General features: G+C 69.1%; 23 protein-coding genes. 11 read left to right on the top strand and 12 right to left on the bottom strand.

Going from position 1 to position 24,918, the window contains the following annotated elements:
• Window positions 1-156 precede the first annotated feature (156 nt).
• The 3 genes from macS (at window position 157) to KXC42_RS20535 (ending at window position 2,722) form a co-directional block, all read left to right on the top strand.
• A complete protein-coding gene (macS, locus tag KXC42_RS20545; RefSeq protein ID WP_024102063.1) occupies window positions 157-1,359 on the top strand; it encodes a MacS family sensor histidine kinase in 1,203 nt (400 codons plus the stop codon).
• Window positions 1,359-1,985 carry a response regulator transcription factor gene (locus KXC42_RS20540; RefSeq protein ID WP_006552702.1) on the top strand — a complete coding sequence of 209 codons (627 nt, stop codon included), beginning with the start codon at window positions 1,359-1,361 and terminating at the stop codon, window positions 1,983-1,985. The genes macS and KXC42_RS20540 overlap by 1 nt, the downstream gene beginning before the upstream one ends.
• Window positions 1,986-2,047: 62 nt before the next feature.
• The gene (locus KXC42_RS20535; protein WP_006552701.1) at window positions 2,048-2,722 is read left to right on the top strand and encodes a DUF1707 domain-containing protein; all 675 of its coding nucleotides are present in this window, start codon (window positions 2,048-2,050) and stop codon (window positions 2,720-2,722) included.
• 57 nt (window positions 2,723-2,779) lie between these two features.
• Here KXC42_RS20535 and KXC42_RS20530 read toward each other — a convergent pair whose 3' ends face one another.
• Genes KXC42_RS20530 through trmB form a run of 3 tightly spaced genes read right to left on the bottom strand, consistent with a single transcriptional unit; the run spans window position 2,780 to window position 7,608 of the window.
• Window positions 2,780-6,163, bottom strand: a complete 3,384-nt coding sequence (locus tag KXC42_RS20530; RefSeq protein WP_219129501.1) for an MMPL family transporter — start codon at window positions 6,161-6,163, stop codon at window positions 2,780-2,782.
• 9 nt (window positions 6,164-6,172) lie between these two features.
• Window positions 6,173-6,865, bottom strand: a complete 693-nt coding sequence (locus tag KXC42_RS20525) for an NYN domain-containing protein (RefSeq protein ID WP_006552699.1) — start codon at window positions 6,863-6,865, stop codon at window positions 6,173-6,175.
• Window positions 6,862-7,608 (bottom strand): tRNA (guanosine(46)-N7)-methyltransferase TrmB, encoded by a 747-nt coding sequence (gene trmB / locus KXC42_RS20520; protein WP_219129500.1) that lies wholly within the window; start codon window positions 7,606-7,608, stop codon window positions 6,862-6,864. Before trmB ends, KXC42_RS20525 begins: the two co-directional genes overlap by 4 nt.
• A gap of 135 nt (window positions 7,609-7,743) precedes the next feature.
• On the opposite strand from trmB, the gene KXC42_RS20515 reads away from it, so the two are divergent.
• The 4 genes from KXC42_RS20515 to KXC42_RS20500 all read left to right on the top strand — a co-directional run bounded on the left by KXC42_RS20515 (window position 7,744) and on the right by KXC42_RS20500 (window position 12,299).
• Complete coding sequence (locus KXC42_RS20515; protein WP_219129499.1) at window positions 7,744-8,388, top strand: hypothetical protein; 645 nt, start codon at window positions 7,744-7,746, stop codon at window positions 8,386-8,388.
• Window positions 8,385-9,770 (top strand): hypothetical protein, encoded by a 1,386-nt coding sequence (locus KXC42_RS20510; protein WP_219129498.1) that lies wholly within the window; start codon window positions 8,385-8,387, stop codon window positions 9,768-9,770. The genes KXC42_RS20515 and KXC42_RS20510 overlap by 4 nt, the downstream gene beginning before the upstream one ends.
• Before the next feature lie 38 nt (window positions 9,771-9,808).
• Window positions 9,809-10,186: a DUF6802 family protein gene (locus tag KXC42_RS20505; RefSeq protein WP_006552695.1), complete on the top strand. Its 378-nt coding sequence runs from the start codon at window positions 9,809-9,811 to the stop codon at window positions 10,184-10,186.
• Between the two features lie 280 nt (window positions 10,187-10,466).
• On the top strand, window positions 10,467-12,299 hold the full coding sequence (locus KXC42_RS20500; RefSeq protein ID WP_064853025.1) for a phosphoenolpyruvate carboxykinase (GTP): 1,833 nt from the start codon (window positions 10,467-10,469) through the stop codon (window positions 12,297-12,299).
• Window positions 12,300-12,718: 419 nt separating this feature from the next.
• Here KXC42_RS20500 and KXC42_RS20495 read toward each other — a convergent pair whose 3' ends face one another.
• From KXC42_RS20495 to KXC42_RS20485, 3 genes are read right to left on the bottom strand one after another with little or no spacing between them, the layout of a single operon-like run.
• Window positions 12,719-13,195, bottom strand: coding sequence for a glyoxalase/bleomycin resistance/extradiol dioxygenase family protein (locus tag KXC42_RS20495; protein WP_019290872.1), 477 nt, complete (start codon window positions 13,193-13,195; stop codon window positions 12,719-12,721).
• 59 nt (window positions 13,196-13,254) lie between these two features.
• Complete coding sequence (locus KXC42_RS20490; RefSeq protein ID WP_200360252.1) at window positions 13,255-14,424, bottom strand: zinc-dependent alcohol dehydrogenase; 1,170 nt, start codon at window positions 14,422-14,424, stop codon at window positions 13,255-13,257.
• On the bottom strand, window positions 14,424-14,990 hold the full coding sequence (locus tag KXC42_RS20485; RefSeq protein ID WP_219129497.1) for an SRPBCC family protein: 567 nt from the start codon (window positions 14,988-14,990) through the stop codon (window positions 14,424-14,426). Before KXC42_RS20485 ends, KXC42_RS20490 begins: the two co-directional genes overlap by 1 nt.
• A 463-nt stretch (window positions 14,991-15,453) precedes the next feature.
• On the opposite strand from KXC42_RS20485, the gene cysK reads away from it, so the two are divergent.
• Window positions 15,454-16,389, top strand: a complete 936-nt coding sequence (gene cysK / locus KXC42_RS20480; RefSeq protein ID WP_219129496.1) for a cysteine synthase A — start codon at window positions 15,454-15,456, stop codon at window positions 16,387-16,389.
• An 8-nt stretch (window positions 16,390-16,397) separates the two neighbouring features.
• Window positions 16,398-16,976: a serine O-acetyltransferase EpsC gene (epsC, locus tag KXC42_RS20475; RefSeq protein ID WP_016932540.1), complete on the top strand. Its 579-nt coding sequence runs from the start codon at window positions 16,398-16,400 to the stop codon at window positions 16,974-16,976.
• 88 nt (window positions 16,977-17,064) lie between these two features.
• Here epsC and KXC42_RS20470 read toward each other — a convergent pair whose 3' ends face one another.
• The gene (locus tag KXC42_RS20470) at window positions 17,065-18,513 is read right to left on the bottom strand and encodes an aldehyde dehydrogenase (RefSeq protein ID WP_006552686.1); all 1,449 of its coding nucleotides are present in this window, start codon (window positions 18,511-18,513) and stop codon (window positions 17,065-17,067) included.
• Between the two features lie 73 nt (window positions 18,514-18,586).
• Entirely contained in the window at window positions 18,587-19,108 is a 522-nt protein-coding gene (locus tag KXC42_RS20465; protein WP_064256136.1) for a nucleoside deaminase, read from the bottom strand.
• 110 nt (window positions 19,109-19,218) lie between these two features.
• Here KXC42_RS20465 and KXC42_RS20460 point away from each other — a divergent pair, with 110 nt between their 5' ends.
• Window positions 19,219-19,635: a hypothetical protein gene (locus KXC42_RS20460; protein WP_200358731.1), complete on the top strand. Its 417-nt coding sequence runs from the start codon at window positions 19,219-19,221 to the stop codon at window positions 19,633-19,635.
• 6 nt (window positions 19,636-19,641) lie between these two features.
• Here the strand turns inward: KXC42_RS20460 and KXC42_RS20455 are convergent, their stop codons facing one another.
• The 3 genes from KXC42_RS20455 to KXC42_RS20445 form a co-directional block, all read right to left on the bottom strand.
• Window positions 19,642-20,073: a CBS domain-containing protein gene (locus KXC42_RS20455; RefSeq protein ID WP_024102052.1), complete on the bottom strand. Its 432-nt coding sequence runs from the start codon at window positions 20,071-20,073 to the stop codon at window positions 19,642-19,644.
• A gap of 106 nt (window positions 20,074-20,179) precedes the next feature.
• On the bottom strand, window positions 20,180-21,082 hold the full coding sequence (locus KXC42_RS20450) for an ROK family protein (RefSeq protein ID WP_006552682.1): 903 nt from the start codon (window positions 21,080-21,082) through the stop codon (window positions 20,180-20,182).
• A gap of 22 nt (window positions 21,083-21,104) precedes the next feature.
• The gene (locus KXC42_RS20445) at window positions 21,105-21,860 is read right to left on the bottom strand and encodes a class I SAM-dependent methyltransferase (RefSeq protein ID WP_064853020.1); all 756 of its coding nucleotides are present in this window, start codon (window positions 21,858-21,860) and stop codon (window positions 21,105-21,107) included.
• A gap of 165 nt (window positions 21,861-22,025) precedes the next feature.
• On the opposite strand from KXC42_RS20445, the gene KXC42_RS20440 reads away from it, so the two are divergent.
• Window positions 22,026-23,255, top strand: a complete 1,230-nt coding sequence (locus tag KXC42_RS20440) for a glycosyltransferase family 4 protein (protein ID WP_019290883.1) — start codon at window positions 22,026-22,028, stop codon at window positions 23,253-23,255.
• Here the strand turns inward: KXC42_RS20440 and KXC42_RS20435 are convergent.
• Complete coding sequence (locus tag KXC42_RS20435; RefSeq protein WP_219129495.1) at window positions 23,166-24,917, bottom strand: hypothetical protein; 1,752 nt, start codon at window positions 24,915-24,917, stop codon at window positions 23,166-23,168. The genes KXC42_RS20440 and KXC42_RS20435 overlap by 90 nt on opposite strands.
• Window position 24,918 lies beyond the last annotated feature (1 nt).

Here is a 24,918-nt window from a genome sequence, read left to right as displayed (position 1 = left end):
CCGCAAGGTGGCGGCGACAGCTCGGTACGACCTCAGCACGACTTCAAATCAAACCACTGTGCGGACGGTCACAGGATGGGGCGGTCACTGTTGGAGGCGCGGAGTGGTTGGATTCACTCGCCCCACCTACTGTGACGAAAGGTGCGAAACGTACACATGAGGCCGCCTCCGACCGGTCCCGACGCGGATGCACCCCTGTGGCGGGCCGCCCAGGTCTTCCGGCTCGTGACCGTCGCATATGCGGTGGGATCGCAGTTCTCGACCGTCGTGAACTACACCCGTCCGGGCTTGTCGTGGTTCTTCACCGGGGTGCTCGTGACGTGGTCGCTCGTCTCGGCGGTGTTGCTCTCCCGCGAGGCACGACTGCGCCGCACGGTCACCGTGGTGGACCAGATCCTCGCCGTCGCGTTGATGGCGGCGACCCGGCTGGTCGCCGACCACGACTGGTACAGCAACCACCAGACCATGCCCACCACGCTGTGGGTCGCCAACGCCGTGCTGTCGGCCGCGATCCTCGGCGGTCCGCTCACGGGCATCGGCTCGGCGCTGCTGATGTCCGTCGTCAGCGCGGTGGTGCGCGACCAGATCAACCTCGACCTGTGGCGCGACGCGACGGCGCCGGTGCTCGTCGCGTGCGGTGTGGCAATGGGTTTCGCCACCACCACCGCGCGCAGTGCGCACCGGCAACTCGAGCAGGCCGTGCGCGTGGCAGCGGCCACCGAGGAACGGGACCGGCTCGCCCGGCAGGTGCACGACGGCGTGCTGCAGGTGCTCGCGCTCGTGCAGCGGCGCGGACTCGAGCTGGGCGGTGATGCGACGGAACTCGCCGAGTTGGCCCGCGAACAGGAGACCGCGCTGCGGCAGCTGATCTCCGAACAGGACACCGACGTCGACCGCGGCGGTGAGCATGCCGACCTCACCGCCCTCGTCCGGGCCAGGGCCGGGACCGGTGCGACGGTGTCCGCCCCCGCCGGCCCGATCATGATCCCGCGGGATCGAGCGGAGGAACTCGCGGCGCTCACGACAGCGGCGCTGTCGAACACGCAACTGCACGCCGGCGCCGGTGCCGCCGCCTACATCCTCCTCGAGGATCTCGGCGACGAGATCGTACTCAGCATCCGGGACGACGGCGTCGGGATCGAACCGGGCAGACTCGACGAAGCTCGCGAACAGGGACGCATGGGGGTGTCCAAGTCGATCGTCGGGCGAGCGGAATGGCTCGGCGGCGTCGCACTGCTCGACAGCGATGTAGGCGAAGGAACCGAATGGGAGATCCGGGTACCGAAGGGGAATGAGTGGCCGAGATCAGCGCGGAAACACACGAGAACAGCACAGAGGAACGCAGCACCGTCAGCGTGATGGTGGTCGACGACCACCCGATCTGGCGCAACGCCGTCGGACGTGACCTCGAGGAGGCCGGGTTCACCGTCGTCGCCGAGGCCGACGGTGTCGCGAGCGCCGCGCGCCGTGCCGCCGTCGTCCGCCCCGACGTCGTGCTCATGGACATGGCGATGCCCGACGGCACCGGCACCGAGGCGACCCGCGCGGTCCTCGAGGTCTCCCCGGACAGCCGGGTGCTGGTCCTGTCGGCGTCCTCCGAACGCGACGACGTCCTCGGCGCGGTCAAGGCGGGCGCGTCCGGCTATCTCGTGAAGAGCGCCTCGGTGCACGAACTCGTCGACGCCGTCCTCGCGACCGCGCGGGGACAGGCCGTCTTCACCCCCGGACTGGCCGGGCTCGTGCTCGGCGAGTACCGCCGGATGTCGAACGACGTCGCCGACCGGAGACCCCCACCGACCCTGACCGGCCGGGAGACCGAAGTGTTGCGTCTCGTCGCGAAAGGGTTGTCGGCGAAACAGATCGCAGCGCGACTGACGCTCAGCCACCGCACGGTGGAGAACCACGTCCAAGCGGCGCTACGCAAACTGCAGCTCGCCAACCGCGTCGAACTCACCCGCTACGTCATCGAACAGGGCCTCGAATAGCGCTCCGCACAGTGGCTCCGACGACTTCGGAGGCATACCGTTCGTCCCGTTAAGCTCAGGGCATGGAACCGAAGGATCTGCGGGTGTCGGACGCCGAGCGCGAGCACGTCGGCGAACTTCTGCAGCGGGCGGTCGGGCAGGGAATGCTCTCGCTCGGGGAGTTCACCGAACGGATGGACACCGTCCTCGCGGCCAAGACCCGAGGCGACCTGAACCAGGTGCTCGTCGACCTGCCCGGTATCCAGATCCGGCCCGAGTTCCAGGAGCAGAATCTGCCGGGCATGTCGCAGGCGCACTATCCGGCGCCGAGTGCGGCCGGCTACCCCGCGCCGAGTGCAGCTGCTTTCCCCGCGACCGGCCAGGGCGCTCCTCTCGTGATCAAGGGCCGCGTCTCCGGCATCGAACGCAAGGGTCGCTGGCACGTGCCGCCCGCCGTCGTTCTCGACACCGTCGCGTCCTCCGTGACCCTCGATTTCACCGAAGCGGTGATGCAGACGCAGGTCGTGCGGATCGACGTGAGCGACTACCTCAGCTCGATCAACATCGTGCTCCCCGCCGAGGCCACGGCCGACGTCAACGGCGTCGAGAACGTCGCGTCGAGCGTGTCGTCGAAGGTGCGCGGCGGAGCGCCGTACGGACCGCTGCACGTCGTGGTGACAGGCAAGGTCCGCGGCGGGAGCTTCAACGTCACCCATCCGCTGTCCACGCGGCTGCGGAAGTTCTTCAACGGCAGCTGACCCCGGAAACACCCGAGGCGACCCGCTCTGCGGGTCGCCTCGGGTTCGTTCGTCAGATCAGTCGCGACGCTGCCGGGCGATCAGCTCACTGACGCTGATCGAACGGCCGCTGTCGGGACCGTGGCGTCCACGCCTCCGCGACTCCGCGTCGTTCTGCTCCGGCTGCGATTCGTCCGCTCGCGCTTCCGGCCGCTCGCCGGCCGGGCGGGGCGGCTGCTCCGGACCACGGGACCGGGAGGGCAGAGGCGGACGGGGACCGTTCTGTGTCGGCGGCTGCATGCCCTGCGTCGGCGGCTGCTGAGTGCCCGGCACGGGCGGTCGGGCAGGTCCCTGCGCCGGAGGTCGCTGGGCCTCCGATGTCGGGGGACGTTGCGAGTCCGGCGCCGAGGGGCGCGGTGCGTCGGAAGTGGGCCTCGGTCGCTGGGCCGAAGACTCCCCGCCGGGCGACGTACGGCGCAACTGCGACAGCCAGTTCTCGATCGCCTGCGGATCCCGTCCACGACCGGTGCCGGGTTCGCTCGGACGCGGAGCCGGGGCACCGGGCAGAGCTTCCGCATCGCCCGGGACAGCGGGCGGTCGGATGAAGGACTGCGGCAGCGGCGGCGGAACCTCCCCGCGCTGACGGCGGGGGAGCGGAGGCACCGACGACGGCGACGACGGGTCGGACGCACCGCGCTGTGTGGCATCGAGCGCACCGCGCTGTGTCTGATCGAGCGCACCGCGCTGTGTCTGATCGAGCGCACCGCGCTGTGTCTGATCGAGCGCACCGCGCTGCGTGACATCGCGCTGCGGCATCTCGGGGGCACGACGTTCGGGCTTCTCCGGGACACCCTTCTCCGGGCCTCCGAGCCCCGGAAGAGCCGAGCCGTTGCGCTCGTCCACCGGCGGCCGACCCTCCGGGCGACGACGCGGCTCTGGGATCGGACGCGACGGACGCCCCGGACCCGTACCGGGCTGCTCCGGACGGCTCGCCGGCATCGGACGCCCGGCTGCGGGCGGCACCCGTTCGCCGTTCCGCGGAGCAGCAGCAGGGGGACGACCGGACGCGGGCGCGGCCGGACGGACCGGGGGGCGGCCCGGGGCCTGCCGTCGCACCGGCGGCGGCGTGAGATCGCGGAGCTTGCGCTGTTCGGCGGCCGGCCTCGGCGGAGCGATCTTGGGCAGCGGCTGCGTGAGGTCGGAGCCGCCCTCGAAGGCACCTGCCGGGAAGCGGTGCGCGCCCGTGGCCGCGACCGTCGCCGGCCCGAACATGCCGACGGTGATGAGTTCGGGAACGTCCTCGGGCATCAGTTCGTCGGCGAGGATCGGCTCGCCCAAGCCGATCTTCTCCTGGATCCGCTTCATCCACGCCGGAGCCCACCAGCAGTCGTCGCCGAGCAGTTTCATCACGGCGGGCACGAGGAACATGCGGATGACGGTCGCGTCGATGATCAGCGCGGCGATCATGCCGAACGCGATGTACTTCATCATCACCAGCTCCGAGAACCCGAAGGCACCGGTGACGACGATGAGGATCAGGGCGGCCGCGGTGATGATGCGACCGGTGTGGGCGGTACCGATACGGATCGACTCGGTGGTGCTCGCCCCCATCGATCTCGCCTCGACCATTCTGGAGAGCAGGAACACCTCGTAGTCGGTCGACAGGCCGTACACGATCGCGATGATCAGCACGAGCACCGGCGACATGATCGGCCCCGGGGTGAAGTTGAGCAGGTCGGCGCCGTTGCCGTCGATGAAGATCCAGGTGAGGATGCCCAGCGTCGAGCCGAGACCCAGGGCGCTCATCAACACGGCCTTGACCGGCAGCACGAGCGAGCCGAACGCCAGGAACATCAGCAACGTCGTCAACAGCACGACGACCACGACCATCAGCGGCAGGGTCTCGAGCAGGGCCCCGATGGAGTCCTGCTCGATCGCCGGGGTGCCGCCGACGAGCACTTCGACACCCTCGGGCCATTCGGCTGCGTGCAGGTACTCGACGGTGTCGGCGGACTCGTTGCGGTCGGTCAGACCGGCCTTGAGCACACGGACGCCGTCCTTCGCGGGGCCGGTGATCTGGAACTTCTCGACGAGGCCGGGAGCTTCGCTGGCCGTCGTGATGATCTTGTTGAGGTCGCCGCCCTCGGCGCCGCGGACCACGAGCTTGACCGGCTCGGCGCGCTGGCCGGGGAACAGTTCGTCGAAGGTCTCCTGCGCGACGCGCGTGGGGTGCTCGGGCGGCAGGTAGGTCTCGTTGATGCCGCCGAACTTGATGCCGGTCAGCGGCATGATGAGCAGCAGCAGGCCGATGACCGTCGGGATGGTCACCTTCATCGGGTTGACCATCACCCAGCGGCACAGGCGGCCGAGGAAACTGTTCTCGACCTGCTCGTTCGACTGGATCTGCCCGAAGCGTTTCATGCCGAACTTGTCGATGCGCCTGCCGAGGATGCTCAGGATGGCGGGCAGGATCGTGATCGACAGCAGGGCAGCCAGTGAGACCGCCGAGATCGCGCCGTAGGCGACCGACTTGAGGAAGCCCTGCGGGAACAGCACGAGACCACCGAGGCTGGTGACGACCATCGTCGCCGAGAACACCACCGTGCGACCTGCGGTGACGACGGTGCGTCGCACCGCCGCCGGGGTGTCGTAACCTTCGGCGAGTTCCTCACGGAACCGCGACACCATGAACAGGCCGTAGTCGATCGCCAGGCCCAGGCCGATCAGTGAGACGACCGGTGCGACGAACGAGTTGACCTCGGTGAAGTTGGTGATCAACCGGACGATGCCGTTCGCCGCGACGATCGTGAGACCACCGGTGATCAGCGGGAGAGCGGCCGCGACGACGCCACCGAAGACGAAGAACAACAGGATGCCGACGGCCGGGATCGCGAGGATCTCCATGCGCTTGATGTCGTTGGCCATCGTGTCGTTCAGTGCGCCGGAGATCGGCTGCAGACCGGCGAGCTGCACGTCGACGCCGTCGATGTAGAAGGCGTCCTTGATCTCGCGGAAGTTGCCGGTCAGCTCCGTGTCGTCCTCGCCGGCGATCGCGACCGACGCGATCGCGTGCTGACGCGACGGATCGGCCAGCGACGGCAGCGACGGCGCGTCGTCGGTGGGCCAGTACGCACCGTTGATCTTGAGGATTTCGTCGGGATGCTCGGCGACCAGCGAGTTCAGGCTGTCGGTGACCTTCGCCGCGAACTCGGGATCGTCGACCGTGCTGCCCTCGGGTGCCGTGTACAGCACCAGCACGTCGCCCGCGGTGTCGCGGCCGAAGGTGCCGTCGGCGAGCTTGGCAGCGGCGACGGACTCCGAACCGGGATCGTCCCAGCCGCTCTGGCTGAGGTGATCGTTCAGGCTCAGCCCGTACCCGGCGAGCGCGAGCAACCCCGCGACCATCACCGCAATGACGGTGAAGCGCGCGCGGTAGACGAGCTCTCCCCAACGGTCGAACACGTAAGTCTCCTATTCGGCGACGCTCTTGCGCCCCACCAGGAGAGCAGAAAGCGGTCGGAACGGCTGCAGCCAGGCACCCTCGTCGGGCAGCGATTCCAGGCTGACGCGGGGCAGCGGTTCGCGGAACACACCGGGAATGTCCTCGAGATCGAGGAACTGGATGATCTCGGAGGTCACCGCCCAGCTGGCGTGCTCGCGGAAACCGAGCACCTGGGTCGCGATGCCCTCCTGTGCGAGCCGCTCGAGGGGTTCACGGAACGCCTGCCCGTCGGCGGAGGCCACCATGACACCCGCGAGACCTTCCCGGTGCCTCAGCTCGATGTGGTCCAGCATGTCGGAGTCGACATCGCTGTCCTCGTCGATCTTCGGCTTGGCGAACACCGCGAAGCCCACATTACGCAAGGCCTCGACCCAGGGGCGGACGACGTCCGCGCTGCCGGGGGCGATATTGGTGAACACCGTGGCTTCGGGTTCGAGGGTCGCGGAGTGCAGACGCGACAGTTCGGCGGTGCGTCCGAGCAGCCACCGGCCGAGAGCGTCGAAGCGCGGGCGGTAGGCCGCGGTGGGCCGGCCGCCGAGGATCGCGCCGAGGCCCATGTCGAGGTTGGGTGCGTCCCAGACGAGCAGGACCTTTCGGACCGGCTCGACACCGTCGATCGCGGAGGGGTCGGTCACGCCGGGAAGCTCTTCATGGACACTCATGCTCCGATCTTCCCCCAGACGAACTCGTTGATAGCGCTACCCACCTGGTGTGCCTTGTCCTCGAACTTGGTGACGGGGCGTTCGAGGCTGATCGGGGAGGTGCCGGTGAAGCGGGCGAGGCGCGGTTCGGCATCGCCCACCTCGGCGATGGCCTCGGCGTAATCGGCGTGGTCGGTGGCCACGTGCAGCACTCCACCGGGCTTCAATCGGTCGGCGATCAGGGCGAACGTCGGGGCCTGCAGGAGTCGGCGCTTGTGGTGGCGGGCCTTGGGCCACGGATCCGGGAAGAACACCCGCACGCCGGTGAGTGACGCGGTGGTCAGCATCTTCTCGAGCACCTCGACGGCGTCGCCGCGCAGGATCCGCAGGTTCCGGATCGGCGCGTCGGTGTTGCAGCTGCGTTCGATGTTCTGCAGTGTCTGGGCGATGCCGGGCTTGTAGACCTCCACGGCGATGAGGTTCACCTCGGGCTCGGCTTGGGCCATAGCGACCGCGGCGGTTCCTGTTCCGGATCCGATCTCGAGGACGAGGGGCGCGGAGCGACCGAACCAGGCGTCGACGTCGAGCGGTTCGTCGCCGACTTCCTTGCCGAGTTCGAGCCAACGACGGTCCCAGCACTGCTGCTGGGGGTCGGTCAGCGATCCACGGCGGGACCGGAAACTCGTCACCCTGGGGTATAGGCGGTTCCCGCGGGTCGGGCGCTCCTCGAGCGTCTCGGTGGTGTGCTGATCGGCTTCGTTCACCGGTCCATTGTCGCGTATTCCGAGAGTGTGTGGCGGGAGTGACCTGAGTGGCCACAGTGTTTTCTCAGGGAAGCATTCGTTCGGCTGCCTGTCAGCGATCTCTCTGCGACAATTTCCGCCGACGATCGGGGGATCATGACGGGGGAGTTGTGGCACCACCTCGCCGCGCAGGTCGAACAACTGGATGCGCAGGCAGGGCGGTTGATTCGCAGGGCGCTGACCGAGCATACGGCCGCGCTGCGGGTGCAGGTCGCGGGGCGGGCCGGGACCGGCCGGGAGAGCGTCGAGACGCAGGTACGCGAACTGCTGCTCCGCAGGGTCGATATCGAGGGTGGGCAGGTAGACGCGGCCGTGGGCGGAGTGGCAGTGGACACGCCGGACGGTCCCGACCCGGTCCTCGACGGTGACGTCGTCGTCTACGTCGTGCCGCGTCGTCTCGACCCGGCCGTCGCCCATCCGGCCGACCGCGCCGCGCTGACGGCCGTGGATCCTTGTCGCCTCGTCCTCGTGGTGACGGGTGGGACGGATGACAGCGAGTGCGCTCTCGTCGCGCGTGCGACGGGGGTGCCGCCGGATCAGGTGGCCGCGGTCCGCGATGAGGAACTGCTCGGGGAACGGCTCGCCGCGCGTGCGGTCGTGGCGCGCCGCCTACGTGACGAGGAGTTCGCCCGGGTCGTGGCAGGTGTCCCGGCGGCACCGCAGGTGCGCGAACTCGTCGAACAGACACTCGACCTGGTCGGGCTGGACCCGATGGAGTCCGTCGCCGCGGGACTACGGTGACACCGCCGAGCGGACTCGTGGATCCGGCCGACGACGTCCTGCGCCGATGGAACCCGCGCGGATGGATGGGACTGCACCGGCCGGCCGCGACCGGCGTGCGGGTCGTCGGAGTGCCCGGTTCCGGCGCCGGCACGCTGGCAGCGGAGCTACGACCTCTGGGCGGGCTGGACATCACGGACGATGGCCGCGCCGTCACCCTCGTGGTGTTCGACCCGTCGGCGACGATCGGCCGCACCGAACTCGACCTCGTCCGCTCGGCGGCAGCCGAGTCGATCGAGGTCGTCTGCGCACTGACGGGCATCGACCGCTTTCCCGACTGGCGTGCGGTCCGCGACGCCGACGTCGAGATCCTGCAGCGGCACGCATCTTGGCTGCCGAGGGTCGTGGTCCTGCCCGTGAGCGCCGCGGCCGCTCGGCGGGCACGCGAACTCGAGGACGACGCGAGCGAGGCGGTCCGGCAGACCCTGCTCACCGCGTCCGGACTCGTCGAACTGCGGGACGTCCTGGCCGCCACGGTCCGGTCGTCGCACGACCCGCGACGAGCACGCGCCGCGGTCGTCGCCGCCACCCGGCCGATGATCGAGGAGGAGATCGGACGACTGAGCGCGGAGGACGAGGAAGGGGGCCTGCGTGCGGAGCGCTCCCGCCTCACCGTCGCAGCACCACCCGCGACCTCCGGCCCCGACCTGCGCCGGCTGCAGGTGACGCTGTTGCAGGAGGTCGCGATGCGCGTGCGGGCGGCGTCCACCGCCGCGGGCGAGGTGGTCGAGACCGCGGACGCGGATGCGGTGGTCACGACGATCGACACCCACGTCGACGACCTGTGTGCGCGGCTCACCGACGAGACGGCCCGGATCGCACCGGGCACTCCGGCGCCGGAACCCACGCGCACGGCCCGCCCACCGCAGACCGCGCGGTCGATGGAGGACACGCTGACGGTGGTCTTCGGTGCGTCGGCAGGCGCGGGTCTCGGCAGACTGCTCCTCACCCCGTTCGGGGACCTGCCGGGCTGGATGTCGCTGGTGGTCGCGATCGCGTGCGCGGTTCCGGCCGCCGGATGGCTGATGCGGATCCGTAGGCGAATCGCCTACCGCGACCGGATGCGGCGGTGGATCGCCGACGAGCTCGCGACCGTACGGGCGGAACTCGACACCTGGATCCGCACCCGCATCCACGAGACGGAACTGCAGTCCACCGCGCTCGCGGTCGCTGCGCGCGACCGGCACGCGACCCGCGTGCGGGAACGCGTCGCCGCGATCGACGCGGAGATCACCCGTCGCCGGGGCGAGCGGCGTGCCCGCACCGCCGCGTGCGAACGCGACCTGGCGGCACTCGGACACATCCCGGAACCGCAAGGTGCCGGGGTGCGTCCAACCGGATAGGAGCGATCCGGCGCGTGCCGGGTCGGAAAGGGGAGACGATGGCCGAATTCGCCGGCTCGGGTGGCACACCCCAGCCGTTCACCGATCCCTTCGATCCGTCCGGGTTCGATCCGTCCGAGTTGGCCGCCTGGGCCGACGAGCTCGCCCCGACGACCGACCTCGACGGTGACGGCGCCGCCGAGACGGTCGTCGCCGATACCGAGCACTGGGGAGTCGGTGGCGACTGGGGCGACGGTCTGGTGGTGGCCACCGACACCGATCTCGACGGCAGCAGCGATCGCCTCTCGGTGATCGCGGACGACGGCCGTTACGGCGTGTGGGAATACTGTCGCGAGCTCGACGGATCGGGTCGGTGGAGTCGACTGGACACAGGTAGCCTTGAATACGACGTACACCACGGAGAAGAGTCGAAGTGATTCATATCCGGCTGCGCAGCAGGGGGAGGGGACGGTATTGTGCGCAAGTTCTGAATCGTTTCTGTGAGATTTCCGACCGGCCCCGAGTGACGCCGGTCGGCATTCCGACGTTAACCTCTATGAAAAGGACATCCGGCGCCTACTTCGCCTGTTCGGCCACGGACGAAGTAGGTGGTACCCCTGCCGAGAGGGGCAAGCCCGGGTCTGCCCTCGTCCGCACAGAAGAACGTGCAGGTCGGAGGTGGGATCCCGGTTCCGGGCACACCCCAGGAGAGTTTTGATGACCTCAGCGACCATTCCCGGTTTGAACGGTACCGACGACAAGCTCCCGACCCAGCATGCCGAGTTGCTTGCCTGGGTCCAGGAGATTGCCGAGCTCACCCAGCCCGATCGTGTCGTATGGGCCGACGGATCCGATGAGGAATGGGATCGTCTGACCTCTCAGCTGGTCGAGGCAGGCACCTTCACGCGTCTGAACGACGAGAAGAAGCCGAACTCGTTCCTGGCCAATTCCGATCCGTCGGACGTCGCACGCGTCGAGTCGCGCACCTTCATCTGCTCGAAGAGCGAGATCGACGCGGGCCCGACCAACAACTGGGTCGACCCCGACGAGATGCGTGCCACGATGACCGAGCTGTACCGCGGCAGCATGCGCGGACGCACCCTCTTCGTCGTGCCCTTCTGCATGGGCCCGCTCGGAGCCGAGGACCCGAAGCTCGGCGTCGAGCTGACCGACTCGGAGTACGTCGTCGTCTCGATGCGCATCATGACCCGCATGGGCAGCGCGGCTCTCGAGAAGCTCGGCACCGACCGTCCGTTCGTCAAGGCGCTGCACTCCGTGGGTGCGCCGCTCGAGGCCGGTCAGCAGGATGTCCCGTGGCCGTGCAACGACACGAAGTACATCACCCACTTCCCCGAGACCCGTGAAATCTGGAGCTTCGGCTCCGGCTACGGCGGCAACGCCCTGCTCGGCAAGAAGTGCTACTCGCTGCGCATCGCGTCGGCCATGGCGCACGACGAGGGCTGGCTGGCCGAGCACATGCTGATCCTCAAGCTGATCTCGCCCGAGGAGAAGGCCTACTACATCGCCGCGGCGTTCCCGTCGGCCTGTGGCAAGACCAACCTCGCGATGATCCAGCCGACCATTCCGGGCTGGCGTGCCGAGACCCTCGGCGATGACATCGCGTGGATGCGTTTCGGCAAGGACGGCCGCCTCTACGCCGTGAACCCCGAGTTCGGCTTCTTCGGCGTCGCGCCGGGCACCAGCGCCGACTCGAACCCGAACGCGATGGCGACCATCGAGGCCGGCAACACCATCTACACCAACGTCGCGAAGACCGACGACGGCGACATCTGGTGGGAGGGCATCGGCGGCGAGACCCCGGCGCACCTCACCGACTGGCTGGGCAACGACTGGACCCCCGAGTCCGGCACCAACGCCGCGCACCCGAACTCGCGTTACTGCACCCCGATGTCGCAGTGCCCGATCCTCGCCCCCGAGTGGGACGACCCGCAGGGTGTGCCGATCTCCGCGATCCTGTTCGGTGGCCGCCGCAAGACGACGGTGCCCCTCGTCAGCGAGTCCTTCGACTGGCAGCACGGCACCTTCCTCGGCGCGACCCTGTCGTCCGAGCAGACCGCCGCGGCAGAGGGCAAGGTCGGTAGCGTCCGTCGCGACCCGATGGCGATGCTGCCCTTCCTCGGCTACAACGCCGGCGACTACCTGAACCACTGGATCACGCTCGGCAAGAACGCCGACGAGGACAAGCTGCCGAAGATCTTCTACGTCAACTGGTTCCGTCGCGGCGACGACGGCCGCTTCCTGTGGCCCGGCTTCGGCGAGAACTCGCGCGTGCTCAAGTGGATCGTCGACCGCATCGAGCACAAGGCCGGCGCGCAGTCCACGCCGATCGGCTACGTGCCCAGCGCCGCCGACCTCACGCTCGACGGTCTCGATGTCGATCCCGCCGACGTCGACGAGGCCCTGAAGGTCGACGTCGAGGAGTGGAAGTCCGAGATCGACGGCATCGCCGAGTGGTTCGAGTTCCTCGGTGAGAAGGTGCCCTCGGGCATCCGCGACGAGTTCGAGGCCCTCAAGCAGCGCCTCGGCTGAGTCCGTACACGACGACGAATGCCGTTCCCGGTTTCCCGGGGGCGGCATCGCCGTCTGTGGGGTGAAATCCGGGAAATCGTTCACAGCGGATATCTCGGTTGTGCCACGCCGACCGGTGACGTAGTTCGACGATGCACTGCAACTACTTCCGTCGGCGAGCGGGTCGTCTCGTGCGTGGTTCGAGTCGTATCGGTCGGAAGTGTGCGGCACTGGTGGGGGCATTGCCGGGCGACGGCGCAGTCCGTGCGCTGTCGCCTTCCCTTGACGAAATAGCCCAGGGCCATCACGCCGTCGTCGAATCGCTTCTGCGCACGCCTCTTGTCGAACACTGATCCCCCCGGCTCTCGTACGGAACATCCGGGAGGAAGATCCTAGTCAGCGTGCACCGAAGGGTGCTCCGTGGGCAACTGCTTTACACCTCACGCGTTCTGCGTTGCCGCCCACTCGTCGAGCCGTCGCTTCGCTTCCTCCGCGGGCACGTTCTCGACCCGCGTCATCACGGCCCACCGATGACCGAACGGATCGAGGATCGACGCGAACCGGTCGCCGGTGACGAAGGTCGACGGTTCCTCGAACACCCGGGCACCGAGGGCGACGGCCCGCGCGAACACGGCGTCGGCGTCCGCGCAGTACAGCACGTACGAATGGTCGACGTCGTTCGTTCCGCTCGGCGCGTGCAGGCCGATGCCGGGATGGGGATCGCTCAATTGCAGTCGGCCGTTGTCGAAGTCGAGCTCTGCGTGCATCACCGTCCCGTCGGGGCCGTCCATCCGCTCGACGACGGTCGCTCCGAACGCGTCGCAGTAGAAGTCGATCGCGCGGGAGGCACCGTCGACGACGAGGAAGGGGGTGAGGGAGGTGTATCCCTCGGGGATGGGGTTCACCGAATTCGTCATGGCGCCAGTGTCGGACGCCGACCGTGCGCTCGTATTGAAGAAATCCGACCGGTGACGACCTAGGGGCGGAAGACCGCGCGCAGGCAGTCGTCCTCCTTGTTCTTGAACATCTCGTAGCCGCGTACCGCGTCGGTGAGCGGAAGGTCGTGCGTCATGAGCCAACTCGGGTCCAACCTGCTCTCGAGGACGTGTTCGAACAGGGTGGGCATGTACCGCTGGCCGTGTTGCTGCGCCGTCCGCAGGGTCAAGCTCTTGTTCGTCAGCACCGCCATCGGGAACTTGTCGGTGACACCGTAGATGCCGAGCACCGACACGACTCCGCCCTTGCCGCAGGACAGGATCGCCTCGCGCAGGGAGGTCGCGCGGTCGCTCTCCATCCGCAGCGCCTGCTTGACCTTGTCGTAGGCCTGCATGACGCCGGTTCCGTGACCCTCCATGCCCACAGCGTCGATGCAGGCGTCCGGTCCGCGTCCGCCGGTGCTCTCGCGGAGCGTCTCGTAGACGCTGTCGACCTCGGCGTAGTCCACGGTTTCGGCGCCGACCTTCTTCGCGGCGCGGTCGAGGCGGTCTCGGAAACGGTCGATCACGATCACCCTGTCGGCGCCCATGATCTTCGCGCTTGCCGCGGCCATGAGACCGACGGCGCCGGCGCCCCAGACCGCCACGGTGTCGCCCGGGGTGATGTCGCAGAAGTCGGCGCCCATGTAGCCCGTCGGTACCGCGTCCGACAAAAACAGGGCCTGTTCGTCGCCGACACCGTCGGGGATCTGGAAGCAGTTGACGTCGCCGAAGGGCACGCGGATGTACTCGGCGTGCGAACCCTGGTACCCGCCGAAGGGATGGGTGTAGCCGTAGATTCCGCCGGTGGGATAGCCCAGCACGGGTTGCTGCATCGCGGCGTTCGGGTTGGTGGTGTCGCACACCGCGTGCAGGCCGTCGGCGCAGTACGGGCACTTCCCGCATCCGATGAACGACGGCACGACCACCCGGTCGCCGACCCGCACGTTCGTCACCTCCGGGCCGGTGTCGACGATCTCGCCCATGAACTCGTGGCCGATCACGTCGCCCACCCGCATCCCCGGCAGGTACCCGCCGAGGAAGTGCAGATCGGACCCGCAGGTCGTGGTGAGGCGGACCGCCACGATCACGTCGTGCGGGTTGACCAGGCCGGGATCGTCGACCGTCTCCACCGACAACTCGTTCACCCCTATCCAGCACAGGGCTCGCATCACGCGTCTCCTTCCGATGCACGGGCACTCGGACTGCCCTGCAGGGTGGGGATCTCACCGGTCTGCATGAGAGCCCGCGCACGGTAGAGCGCAGTGAAGGTCAGGGCGCCGGTGACGAGATCGGGGACGGGAACCTCGGCGCGCAGGGTCATCTCGGTGCCGCCTCGGGGCGCGTCGGACACCGCGAGCACTACGCGAGGACCCGGGGTGTCCGCGTCGTCCTCGCCGACGAACGCGAGTCCTTCCGAGGTGACGTCGACGCGGGTGTCCCAGGTCGTCGTCCCGTCGGGGCTCTCCCAGGTCCAGCGCAGCCGGTTCGCTTCGACCGTCTCCACCCGGACGTGGTCGCCGAAGACTCTGCTCAGGTTCTCGGGATCGCGCCAGAACTGCATGACCTGTGCGCGCGGAGCCGCGACGGTCACCGTCTGCGGTTTCCGAGCGTCGACGGGCCGGTCGACGGCGCGCCGGACGAATCCGCCCACCGAGCGACCGGCGTCGTCGATCGCCCTGTTCGCGTTCTCCACGACTCGGCTCGCGTTCTGCACGACTCTGTTGAAGTCGACCACGGTCGTCTCCTTGCTCGGATGCTCGGATGCTCGGATGCTCGGGTCGGTGTTCGGTGTTCGGTCTAGTCAGGGTCTTCCGCGTTTCGGCGTCTGTTCGGCGACACCGTGCCGTAGCGGGGGTGATCGTCCACTGTGCTTCGTCGAGTGCACGGATCCTCGGCGCGAGCGTGCCCGGCGCCAGTTCGTCGTAATCGGGGACGGGAAGATCGTGACGACTCATATGGTCGGCTACCCGTGCTCGGTGGCCGGGCAAACCCGGTCGAGCCGGTCCGAAATCTCGCGGGGCACGAACCCGTCGAGGCCGGGCCGGGCGACGACACGTCGACTCGCCGGGGAATAACGACGGCGTACGGATACGTTCGTACATCGATGGGCCCGCCGAGTCGTCCGATGACGGCGAAATGGTGCAATAGACCGAGACCGCGACCCGAGCCGCCGTGTGTGGCCATGAGGAGGATCGAGCATGAGCAGGATCTACGACAACGTCACCGAGCTGGTCGGACGGACCCCGATCGTCAAGCTCAACCGTCTGACCGAGGGAGCCGGCGCCACCGTCGCCGCGAAGCTCGAGTTCTACAACCCGGCCAACAGCGTCAAGGACCGCATCGGTGTCGCGATCGTCGACGCCGCCGAGAAGTCCGGTGAGCTGAAGCCCGGCGGCACCATCGTCGAGGGCACCTCCGGCAACACCGGTATCGCGCTCGCCATGGTCGGCGCTGCGCGCGGCTACAAGGTCATCCTCACGATGCCCGAGACGATGTCGACCGAGCGTCGCGTGATGCTCCGCGCCTACGGCGCCGAGATCGTCCTCACCCCCGGCGCCGAGGGCATGAAGGGTGCCGTCGCGAAGGCCGAGGAGATCGTCGCGAACACCGAGAACGCGATCCTCGCCCGCCAGTTCGGCAACCCCGCGAACCCGGAGATCCACTACAACACCACCGGTGAGGAGATCTGGAAGGACACCGCCGGTGAGGTCGACATCTTCGTGGCCGGCATCGGTACGGGCGGCACCATCACGGGCGCGGGCCGCAGGCTCAAGGAGTACAAGCCGGACGTGAAGGTCGTCGGTGTCGAGCCGGTCGACTCGCCGATCCTCAACGGTGGCGAGCCCGGACCGCACAAGATCCAGGGCATCGGCGCCAACTTCGTGCCCGACGTGCTCGACCGCGAGGTCTACGACGAGATCGTCGACGTGTCGTTCGAGGATTCGATTCGTATCGCGCGTGATCTGGGCACCCAGGAAGGCATTCTCGGAGGCATCTCGTCGGGTGCGATCGTCTGGGCGGCCCTCGAGCTGGCGAAGCGTCCCGAGAACGCCGGCAAGCTGATCGTCGCCGTCGTCTGCGACTTCGGTGAGCGGTACATCTCCACCCCGCTGTTCGAACACATCCGGGACTGATCGCCGTCGTGGGTATCCTGCACACTCTGCGGGAGGATCTGCAGTCTGCGCGCGGCCACGATCCGGCCGCGCGCAGCGACGCGGAGAACGCCGTCGTCTACTCGGGGCTGCACGCGATCTGGTCGCACCGCATCGCGCACCGGATGTGGCAGGTGCCCGCCCTGAAGGGACCTGCGCGGATCCTCGCGCAGTTCACCCGGTTCCTCACCGGCATCGAGATCCACCCCGGTGCGACCATCGGCCGGCGCTTCTTCATCGACCACGGCATGGGCGTGGTCATCGGTGAGACGGCCGAGATCGGCGACGACGTGATGCTCTACCACGGCGTGACGCTCGGCGGCCGGTCGCTGGCGAAGGAGAAGCGTCATCCGACGCTGGGCAACCGGGTCACCGTCGGGGCGGGGGCGAAGGTCCTCGGCCCGGTGGTGATCGGGGACGACAGCGCGATCGGCGCCAACGCCGTGGTCACCCACGACGTGCCGGCGGATTCGATCGCCACGGGTATCCCCGCGACCGTCCGGTCCCGCAAGAAGCACGAACCGCTCGTGGATCCGACGACGTACATCGATCCCGCGATGTACATCTGAGGTCGCGTCCTCCCGAAACACGAAAGAGGGGAGGATATGTGCGAGTTCTCCGTCGAGAACGCACATATCCTCCCCTTTCTTTCCGGGATCAGCCCTCGTAACCGAGCGGGTACAGCACCGACTTGGTTTCGCAGTACGCCTCGACGCCCTCGGGACCGTTCTCGCGGCCGATGCCGGAGTTCTTGTAGCCGCCGAACGGTGAACCCGGATCGAATGCGTACCAGTTGATTCCGTACGTGCCGGTGCGCACGCGCGAGGCGATCTCGAGGCCCTTCTCGACGTCGGTGGTGTACACCGAACCGGCCAGGCCGTAGTCGGAATCGTTGGCGATCTTCACGGCCTCGTCGACGCTGTCGTAGGGAATCACGCAGATGACGGGTCCGAAGATCTCCTCGCGGGCGATCGTCATGGAGTTGTCGACGTCGGCGAAGATCGTCGGTTCGACGAAGTAGCCCGTCTCGATGCCCTCGGGGCGACCACCGCCGAGCACGAGACGCGCGCCTTCCTCCTTGCCCTTGGCGATGTAGGACTCGACGCGATCGCGCTGCTTCGCGGAGATCAGCGGACCGAGTTGTGCGCCTTCGGTATCGGGCAGTCCGACGGGGAAGAAGGCCGCGGTCGCGGTCATCTTCTCGATCACCTCGTCGTAGCGCGACCGCGGCGCGAGGACGCGGGTCTGCCCGACGCAGGCCTGACCGGTGTTCATCAGGCCGGACATCACCAGCATCGGCATCGTCGAGTCGAGGTCGGCGTCCTCGAGGATGATCGCTGCCGACTTGCCGCCGAGTTCGAGTGAGCAGCGCTTGAGTCCGCGCGCGGCGATCTCACCGATGTGACGACCCACGGCCGTCGAACCGGTGAAGGTGATCTTGTCGACGTCGGGGTGCGAGACCAGGTACTCGCCGGTCTCGGCGCCGCCGGGCACGAGTGAGAGGACGCCCTCGGGAAGTCCTGCCTCCGTGAAGATCTCGGCGAGGACGTTCGTCGTCAGCGGCGATTCGGGAGCGGGCTTGAGGACCACCGTGCATCCGGCGAGCAGGGCGGGTCCGAGTTTGTTGAGCATCAGGAACAGCGGCACGTTCCACGCGATGACGGCGGCGACGACGCCGACGGGTTCGCGGCTGACGCGGCTGCGACCGAACAGGCCGGTGCGCTCCTCGGTCCACGGGAACGAATCGGCAAGCCCCGCATAGTAGTCGAGTGTGGCCAGGCCCGACGTCAGCTGCATCATCTCGACCGAGGCCGGCGGCTGGCCCATCTCCGCGGTGAGCGAGGCGCCGATCTCCGCACGACGCTCCTCGATGAGCTTTGCTGCCTTGCCGAGGATCTCGGCGCGCTCGCTCGGGGTGGTGCGCGACCACGGGCCTTCGTCGAAGGCCGTGCGGGCGGCGGACACCGCGGCATCGATGTCCTGCGGTCCCGCGACGGGCACGGAACCGACGCGCTCTTCCGTGGCGGGGGAGAACACCTCGAGTCTCTCGTCGGTCGACGGTGCCACCCATCGGCCGCCGATGAACAACTTGTCGTAGTCGGTCATGTCGCTTCCTCACCTGGCTGTGCTCGTGTATCGGCCGCATTCGTGTGACCTCGAACACTAGAACACGTTACAACTATTGACCAGGGGGTGACCAGACCGGACGGGACGGGAAGGCTCGATCTCCGAGATGGCAGCGACGGTGCAGGAGCCGAATCTCCTGCTCGAACTCGGGAACGGGCCCGTCGACGACGGCCTCCGGCACGACCTCGCGGATCGGCAGCGGACGGACCGGTGCCGGCGGCACGCCCATCTCGCCGAGCCACCGGACCAGTTGCTCGGAGGACGCCGCGTAGACGATCCGCCCCAGGCCCACCCAGCCGTGCGCGGCCGCGCACATCGGGCAGTGCTCACCGGAGGTGTAGACGGTGGCGGTGGCACGCCGGTCGGGTTCGAGATGTTCGGCCGCCCACCGCGCGAGCGCGAACTCGGGATGCCGGGTGCGGTCGCCGCCGGCGATGCGGTTGCGGTCCTCGGCCAGGACCGTGCCGTCCGCGTCGACGAGCACCGACCCGAACGGCTCGTCACCTGCCGCGACCGCCTCCTCCGCGAGTTCGACGCACCGCCGCAGATGCTGCAGATCCGTGTCGTTCACCATGGACGTCTCCTTCCTCCCTCGACTGCACCGTAGGGCGAGGGAGGAGCCGGGTGGCGCGAATCGGCGACCGTCACCACACTGGAGGGTGCCCAACGGTCAGGAGACATGTCATGGCGGAGAACAATCCGTTCGGGTTCGACCCCGAAGATCTCGACCGCGTGGTGCGGGAAGCCGGTGAGGAACTGCGGGAACTGAAGGACCGTATCTTCTCCTTCCTCGAACCGCCGGTGGCGCCGACGCGCACGCAGCCGCGGCCCGAGACCACCGGTGAGAAGGGCGACGGCGTCTGGGTCGTCTACACCACCGAGGACGACGGCGTGGCCCGCGTCGACCAGGTCCATCGCACCGAACTCGACGCGCTGCGCACGCTCAAGGGCAACACCGACCCGCGACGCTCGGTGCGGTTCCTGCCCTACGGGATGAGCGTGAGCATCCTCGATCGCCCGAGCGCCACCGAGGGCGGTGCCGCAGAGGAGGGTGCCACCGGCGACACCGCTCCCGACGACGCCGCGACCGGCGAGAACTGATCAGTTCTAGCCACCATCGTGGATGTAGGAGGCGAGCTGGTCGCGTTCGGTCTGTAGTTCGTCGATGCGGCTCTTGACCACGTCGCCGATACTGACGATCCCCACCAGCCGAGCGTCCACCACGACCGGTAGGTGCCGGATCCGTTGTTCGGTCATGGTCTCGGCGAGACTGTCGACCGAATCGGTGGGCAGGCAGGTCGTCACCGTCCGCGACATCAGTTCGTGTGCCGGGGCGGCGAGGATCGACGGTCCGCGTTCGTGCAGGGCGCGTACGACGTCGCGTTCGGTGACGATCCCGGCGACGGTCTTGCCCTCGCACACCACCATCGCGCCGATGTTGAACCGCGCGAAGTCGCCGATGAGCTCGCACACCGTGGTGTCGGGCTCGACCGTGTGCACCGCCGAGCCCTTGTTCCGCACAATGTCAGCAATCCGCATCCGGTACCGCCGATCTGCTCGCAGAGCATCCCGGCGGCCCCTCACCGGTTTCCGCCGGGACTCCGATGTGGTCCTCAGGGTAGGCCGGAAAACCGGGTGTGCCCGGTCAGGTTATCCAGTCGTGACCTGCGGCGACGATCGATGCGCCGGTGAGGGTGCCCAGTGCGCCGAGTTCGGCGGGGACGATCTGCAGGTCCTGCACGAACCGTAGGCGGGCGTGCCGGGCCGCCGACGCGAGCATCGGCCGCCACAGGTGCCCGCCCGATTGCGCGAAGCCGCCGCCGACGACCACGCGTCCCACATCCGTCAGTGCTGCTGCCGACGCGATGACCTGGCCCAGTGCCGTCCCGGCCCGTTCGAGGGCCGCGGCGGCGACGCCGACCCCGGCCTCGGCGTCCGTGGCCAGCGCGACACCGTCGGGGCCTTCCCAGCCGTGGGCACGGGCCCAGCGCACCGCCGACGGGCCGCTCGCCACGGTCTCGATGCAGCCGACGCCTCCGCACGCGCACACCGTCGTGCCGTAGGGCGAGACGACGTGCCCGATGTGGCCGGCGTTTCCGGTGCGGCCGCGCACGATCCGGCCGCCGAGCACGAGACCGCCGCCGATGCCGGTGCCGAGCACGACCCCGAGCAGGTCGGCGACATCGCGTCCGGCACCGAAGCGCTGTTCGGCGAGGGTCGCGGCCGCGCCGTCCATCACCGGATCGACGCGGGCGTCGGGGAACACCGAACGCACGGCGTCGACGAGTGCGAAGCCGGAGCTCCACTCGGAGATGTTGATCGGGCCGATCGTCCCGGCGTTCGTGTCGACCGGTCCTGCCGCGGCGATACCCACGGCGGTCACCGGTCCCTCGCCGATCTCCGCGACCTCCCGCAACAGTCCCGCGCACGCGCCCCACACGTCCTTCCGGGGAACCGGCACGGATCGGGCTTCGAGCGGGGTGCCGTCGTCGGCGGCGACGGCCGCGGCGAGCTTGGTGCCGCCGACGTCCAGGGCCAATGCGGTCATGGCGACGACACTAAGCGACGGGTCAGCGTCGGCGCAGGACCAGTACCAGGTTGCTGGCGAGGAACTCCCGGACGCCGGGCACGTCCACGAGCCACCACGCCCAACTCGGGTGGTAGCGGGGGAAGGCCGCGAGCAGTTCGCCATCGGGTGTCGAACGTGCCCAGCGCAGACCGTCGCTCGCGCCCACGTCGAACAGCGACACCCCGTACCGGTTCTTCGGCTCCCTGCCGTGCTTGCGCGCGTAGCGCCGGGCCGCGTACTCGCCGCCGAAGGCGTGCCACGGACCGGTCTCGTGCCCGCCGAACGGTCCCCACCACAGGGTGTACGACAGCACCATCAGTCCGCCGGGCCGCGTGACGCGCAGCATCTCGTCGGCCATCACCCACGGCGTCGCGACGTGTTCGGCGACGTTCGACGAGAAGCACACGTCCACCGACCCGGTGCGCAACGGCAGCGCCAGGCCGGAGCCGCGGATCGCGCCGCCCACCTGCAGGCCGGCGGCGTGCATCTCCGACGGGTCGGGCTCGATCGGCACGTAGCGCGAACCCACCTCGGTGAACGCGTCGGCGAAGTAGCCCGGTCCGCCGCCGACGTCGACGACCGTGGTGCCCGTCAGATCGGCGCCGGTCAGACCCGTGTAGAGATCGCCGATGAGGTCGACGGTGTCGCGCGCGAGACCGCCGTAGAACTTCTCGGGTGCCGTCTGCTCGAACCGGAAGCTGCCGAGCAACCCCACGGAGCGGCGCAGTGTGGCGCGGCGGGCGAACAGCCGGGTCACGTCGGTGCGGGGTCGGGTCGTCGATGGCACGTCCAGTCACCTTAGTGCGGGCCTCACACTCGTCCCTCACCTGTTGCCGCCCGGCACCCGCTACTGTGTCCCTGTCATCGTCCGAGTCACATCTGCCCGGCCGGGTGGTCGAGTCGACATACAGGGGGTCACCGCGTGCGGGAGGTTCTGCTGCTTTGCTGGCGCGATAGCGGACATCCGCAGGGTGGTGGCAGCGAGCGGTATCTCGAACAGGTCGGGGCGCAGCTCGCGGCGCGCGGCGTCCGCGTCGTCCTGCGGACTGCCTCCTATCCCGGAGCCGCCGAGCGAGACCGGATCGACGGCATCACCGTCAGCCGCGGCGGGGGACGGCTCACCGTCTATCCGCGCGCGCTCGCCGCGATCCTCGCAGGCAGATTCGGTGTCGGCCCCCTCGCCGGTATCCGTCCCGACGCCGTCATCGACACCCAGAACGGCATTCCGTTCTTCGCCCGGCTCGTCGCCGGTGCGCCCGTCACGGTGCTCGTGCACCACTGCCACCGCGAACAGTGGCCGGTCGCGGGCAGGCTGATGGCCAAGCTCGGCTGGTGGATCGAGTCGTCGCTCTCGCCGCGCGTGCACCACCGCAACCAGTACCTCACCGTCTCCCTTCCGTCCGCCGACGAACTGCGCGCTCTCGGGGTCGACCGGGAGCGGATCGCGGTGGTCCGCAACGGTGTCGACGCCGTTCCCGCCGGTGTCGCGGTGGGTGGCGACGACACGCGCACGGCCCACCCGAGCGTGTGCGTGCTCTCGAGGCTGGTGCCGCACAAGCAGATCGAGGACGCCCTCGCCGCGGTCGCGGCGCTGCGCGGCACCGTCCCGGGTCTGCATCTCGACGTCATCGGCGGCGGCTGGTGGGAGCAGAACCTCCGCGATGCGGCCGCCGAACTCGGCATCGGCGACGCCGTCACCTTCCACGGCCATGTCGACGAGCAGCGCAAGCACGAATTGCTCTCCCGCGCTTGGATTCACGTGATGCCCTCGCGCAAGGAGGGGTGGGGACTGGCGGTGGTCGAGGCCGCCCAGCACGGTGTGCCCACCATCGGTTACCGCAGCTCCAAGGGATTGACCGACTCGATCATCGACGGCGTGACCGGTGTGCTCGTGGACTCGCCCGCCGAACTGACCGCCGCCGTCGCCGATCTGATCGCCGACGCCGACCGTCGTCGTCAGCTCGGCAACAAGGCCCGCATCCGCGCGGGCGAGTTCTCGTGGGAGGCCACGGGAGAGGGCGTGCACGAGGTCCTGTCCGTCACGACCTTCGGGCACACCGTCTCAGGACTGTTCCCGCGCGCCGACGAGCCGTCGACGCTCGCCGACCCGCTGCCCGAGCGCGCAGCCAGCGCCGCCGGCCAGTACCAGTAGCCACACGACGTGCGCCCCGATCGCCAGGGCGCGATGGGGTGACGGAGTCGAAGTGACTCCCTCCACCCGGTACAGGCTCAGATCCTCGTCCTGATAAGCGGTCTCGAGGGCTCCGAGCGTGCTCTGCGCGTCACCGAGTTCGCCCGGCGTGCCGTGCTCGACGAGCACCCAGCCCACCCCGCGGGCGGCGAGCGCACTCGGATCCGCGCCGGACAGCAGCAGGGCTTCGACGTCCTCCGCGCGACGACCCTCCCCGGCGACACTGCCCTCGGCGACGACCAGGGTTCCGGTCTGCAGGACGTCGGCGCGCAGCATGCGCGGGGACGGATCGAGCACCGGTACGGGCCCGGAGAAGTCGAAGACCCGGAACATGCCCACGGGCAGCACCGCCACGTCGCCGTCGTCGGCCGTGACGATCTGCGACACCTTCTCCCAGCCCAACGGATAGCGCACGGGCTGCAGTTGCCCGCCCGCACCCCACACCAGGTCGGGCAACGCGACCAGCACGGCGGCGATCGCAGCCGCCGCCCACACCGGTTCGGGCGCCACGAAGCGCCGGGCGAGGACGGTCGTGCCGGCCGCCGCGGCGAGCGCGTAGGCGGGCATCGCCCACGCGACCCACTTCTGGGTGTCGCGCAGCAGTCCCGCGCCGGGCACGTTCACCATCGCCCATTCGCCGACGGCGAGTCCCGGGCCGGTCGCGGCGAGGGCGATGACGAGCACCGCAAGGACGGCAGGCACCGCGACCGCGACGATCACGGAGTTCCTACGTCGCCGCCACAGTGCCGGCACCCCGCACGCCACCACCGTGAGCAGCAGCAGGGTGCCCATCAGCGCCCATGCGGTAGTGCGCGAGGTGGGGACGGATTCGGCGTTCCAGATCCCGCCGAGCCCTGCCACCGAACCGATCGTGCCGAGCAGTGGTTCGGCCCGGGCGGCGAAGGCGCGCACACCGGCCGGGTCCGCTTCGGTACCGCCACCGGCGAGCGCAGTCGCGATCAGCCACGGCAACGACACCGCGACACCCAGCGCGAGTGCGCCGCCCACGCGCGGCAGCACCCGCGTCCGCCCACCGGGCGCGACGAGGACGGCGCAGGCCGTCACGATCGCCAGCAGGGCACCGGTCGGGGTCAGCCCCGCAGCGGCCAGGCAGACCGCCAGCGACGCCCAGCCGCCGCGTCTCCGTCGCCGGATCGCGACGGCCGCACAGATCGTCCACGGCAGCGCGGCGTACCCGGCGAGCAGACTCCAGTGGCCCTGCAGCAGCCGCTCGGCGACATAGGGATTCCAGATCGCGACCGTCGCCGCGACGAGCCGGGCGCCGGTTCCGCTCGTCGGCAGCACCACCGCGACCAGCCGTGCCGCACCCCATCCCGCCGCCCACAACGACGCGACGAGCAGCGCCGTGACCGCGACACCACCGTCGACGACGGTGCTCACCCACGCCAGCAGGGCGTCCTGCGGCACCGCGCGGGCGGCGGCGTCGGACAGACCGAGCGCAGAATCGGTGAGGAACGATCGGGGAGTGCTCACCGCGTCGCGGAAGAGCAGGTAGCCGGGGGAGACGAGGAACGGACCGAGCACCGCGACCGTCAGGACGAGGGACCAGACCGCCGGGAGAGCCGCCGTCGTGGACATGCGGGACGACTCCGGGCGGGACATG

The organism is Rhodococcus sp. LW-XY12 (genome assembly GCF_019317345.1).
Classification (GTDB): Bacteria; Actinomycetota; Actinomycetes; order Mycobacteriales; family Mycobacteriaceae; genus Rhodococcus; species Rhodococcus pyridinivorans.
The sequence above is the reverse complement of the archived record's forward strand: the minus strand, read 5'-3'. Positions and strand labels throughout refer to the sequence as shown.

Bases quoted from the DNA above. Each gene is read 5' to 3' on its own strand.
- macS (WP_024102063.1), top strand. From the start codon at position 157: ATGAGGCCGCCTCCGACCGGTCCCGACGCGGATGCACCCCTGTGGCGG.
- KXC42_RS20540 (WP_006552702.1), top strand. From the start codon at position 1,359: ATGGTGGTCGACGACCACCCGATCTGGCGCAACGCCGTCGGACGTGAC.
- KXC42_RS20535 (WP_006552701.1), top strand. From the start codon at position 2,048: ATGGAACCGAAGGATCTGCGGGTGTCGGACGCCGAGCGCGAGCACGTC.
- KXC42_RS20525 (WP_006552699.1), bottom strand. From the start codon at position 6,865: ATGAGTGTCCATGAAGAGCTTCCCGGCGTGACCGACCCCTCCGCGATC.
- KXC42_RS20515 (WP_219129499.1), top strand. From the start codon at position 7,744: ATGACGGGGGAGTTGTGGCACCACCTCGCCGCGCAGGTCGAACAACTG.
- KXC42_RS20505 (WP_006552695.1), top strand. From the start codon at position 9,809: ATGGCCGAATTCGCCGGCTCGGGTGGCACACCCCAGCCGTTCACCGAT.
- KXC42_RS20500 (WP_064853025.1), top strand. From the start codon at position 10,467: ATGACCTCAGCGACCATTCCCGGTTTGAACGGTACCGACGACAAGCTC.
- KXC42_RS20495 (WP_019290872.1), bottom strand. From the start codon at position 13,195: ATGACGAATTCGGTGAACCCCATCCCCGAGGGATACACCTCCCTCACC.
- KXC42_RS20490 (WP_200360252.1), bottom strand. From the start codon at position 14,424: ATGCGAGCCCTGTGCTGGATAGGGGTGAACGAGTTGTCGGTGGAGACG.
- cysK (WP_219129496.1), top strand. From the start codon at position 15,454: ATGAGCAGGATCTACGACAACGTCACCGAGCTGGTCGGACGGACCCCG.
- KXC42_RS20470 (WP_006552686.1), bottom strand. From the start codon at position 18,513: ATGACCGACTACGACAAGTTGTTCATCGGCGGCCGATGGGTGGCACCG.
- KXC42_RS20465 (WP_064256136.1), bottom strand. From the start codon at position 19,108: ATGGTGAACGACACGGATCTGCAGCATCTGCGGCGGTGCGTCGAACTC.
- KXC42_RS20460 (WP_200358731.1), top strand. From the start codon at position 19,219: ATGGCGGAGAACAATCCGTTCGGGTTCGACCCCGAAGATCTCGACCGC.
- KXC42_RS20455 (WP_024102052.1), bottom strand. From the start codon at position 20,073: ATGCGGATTGCTGACATTGTGCGGAACAAGGGCTCGGCGGTGCACACG.
- KXC42_RS20450 (WP_006552682.1), bottom strand. From the start codon at position 21,082: ATGACCGCATTGGCCCTGGACGTCGGCGGCACCAAGCTCGCCGCGGCC.
- KXC42_RS20435 (WP_219129495.1), bottom strand. From the start codon at position 24,917: ATGTCCCGCCCGGAGTCGTCCCGCATGTCCACGACGGCGGCTCTCCCG.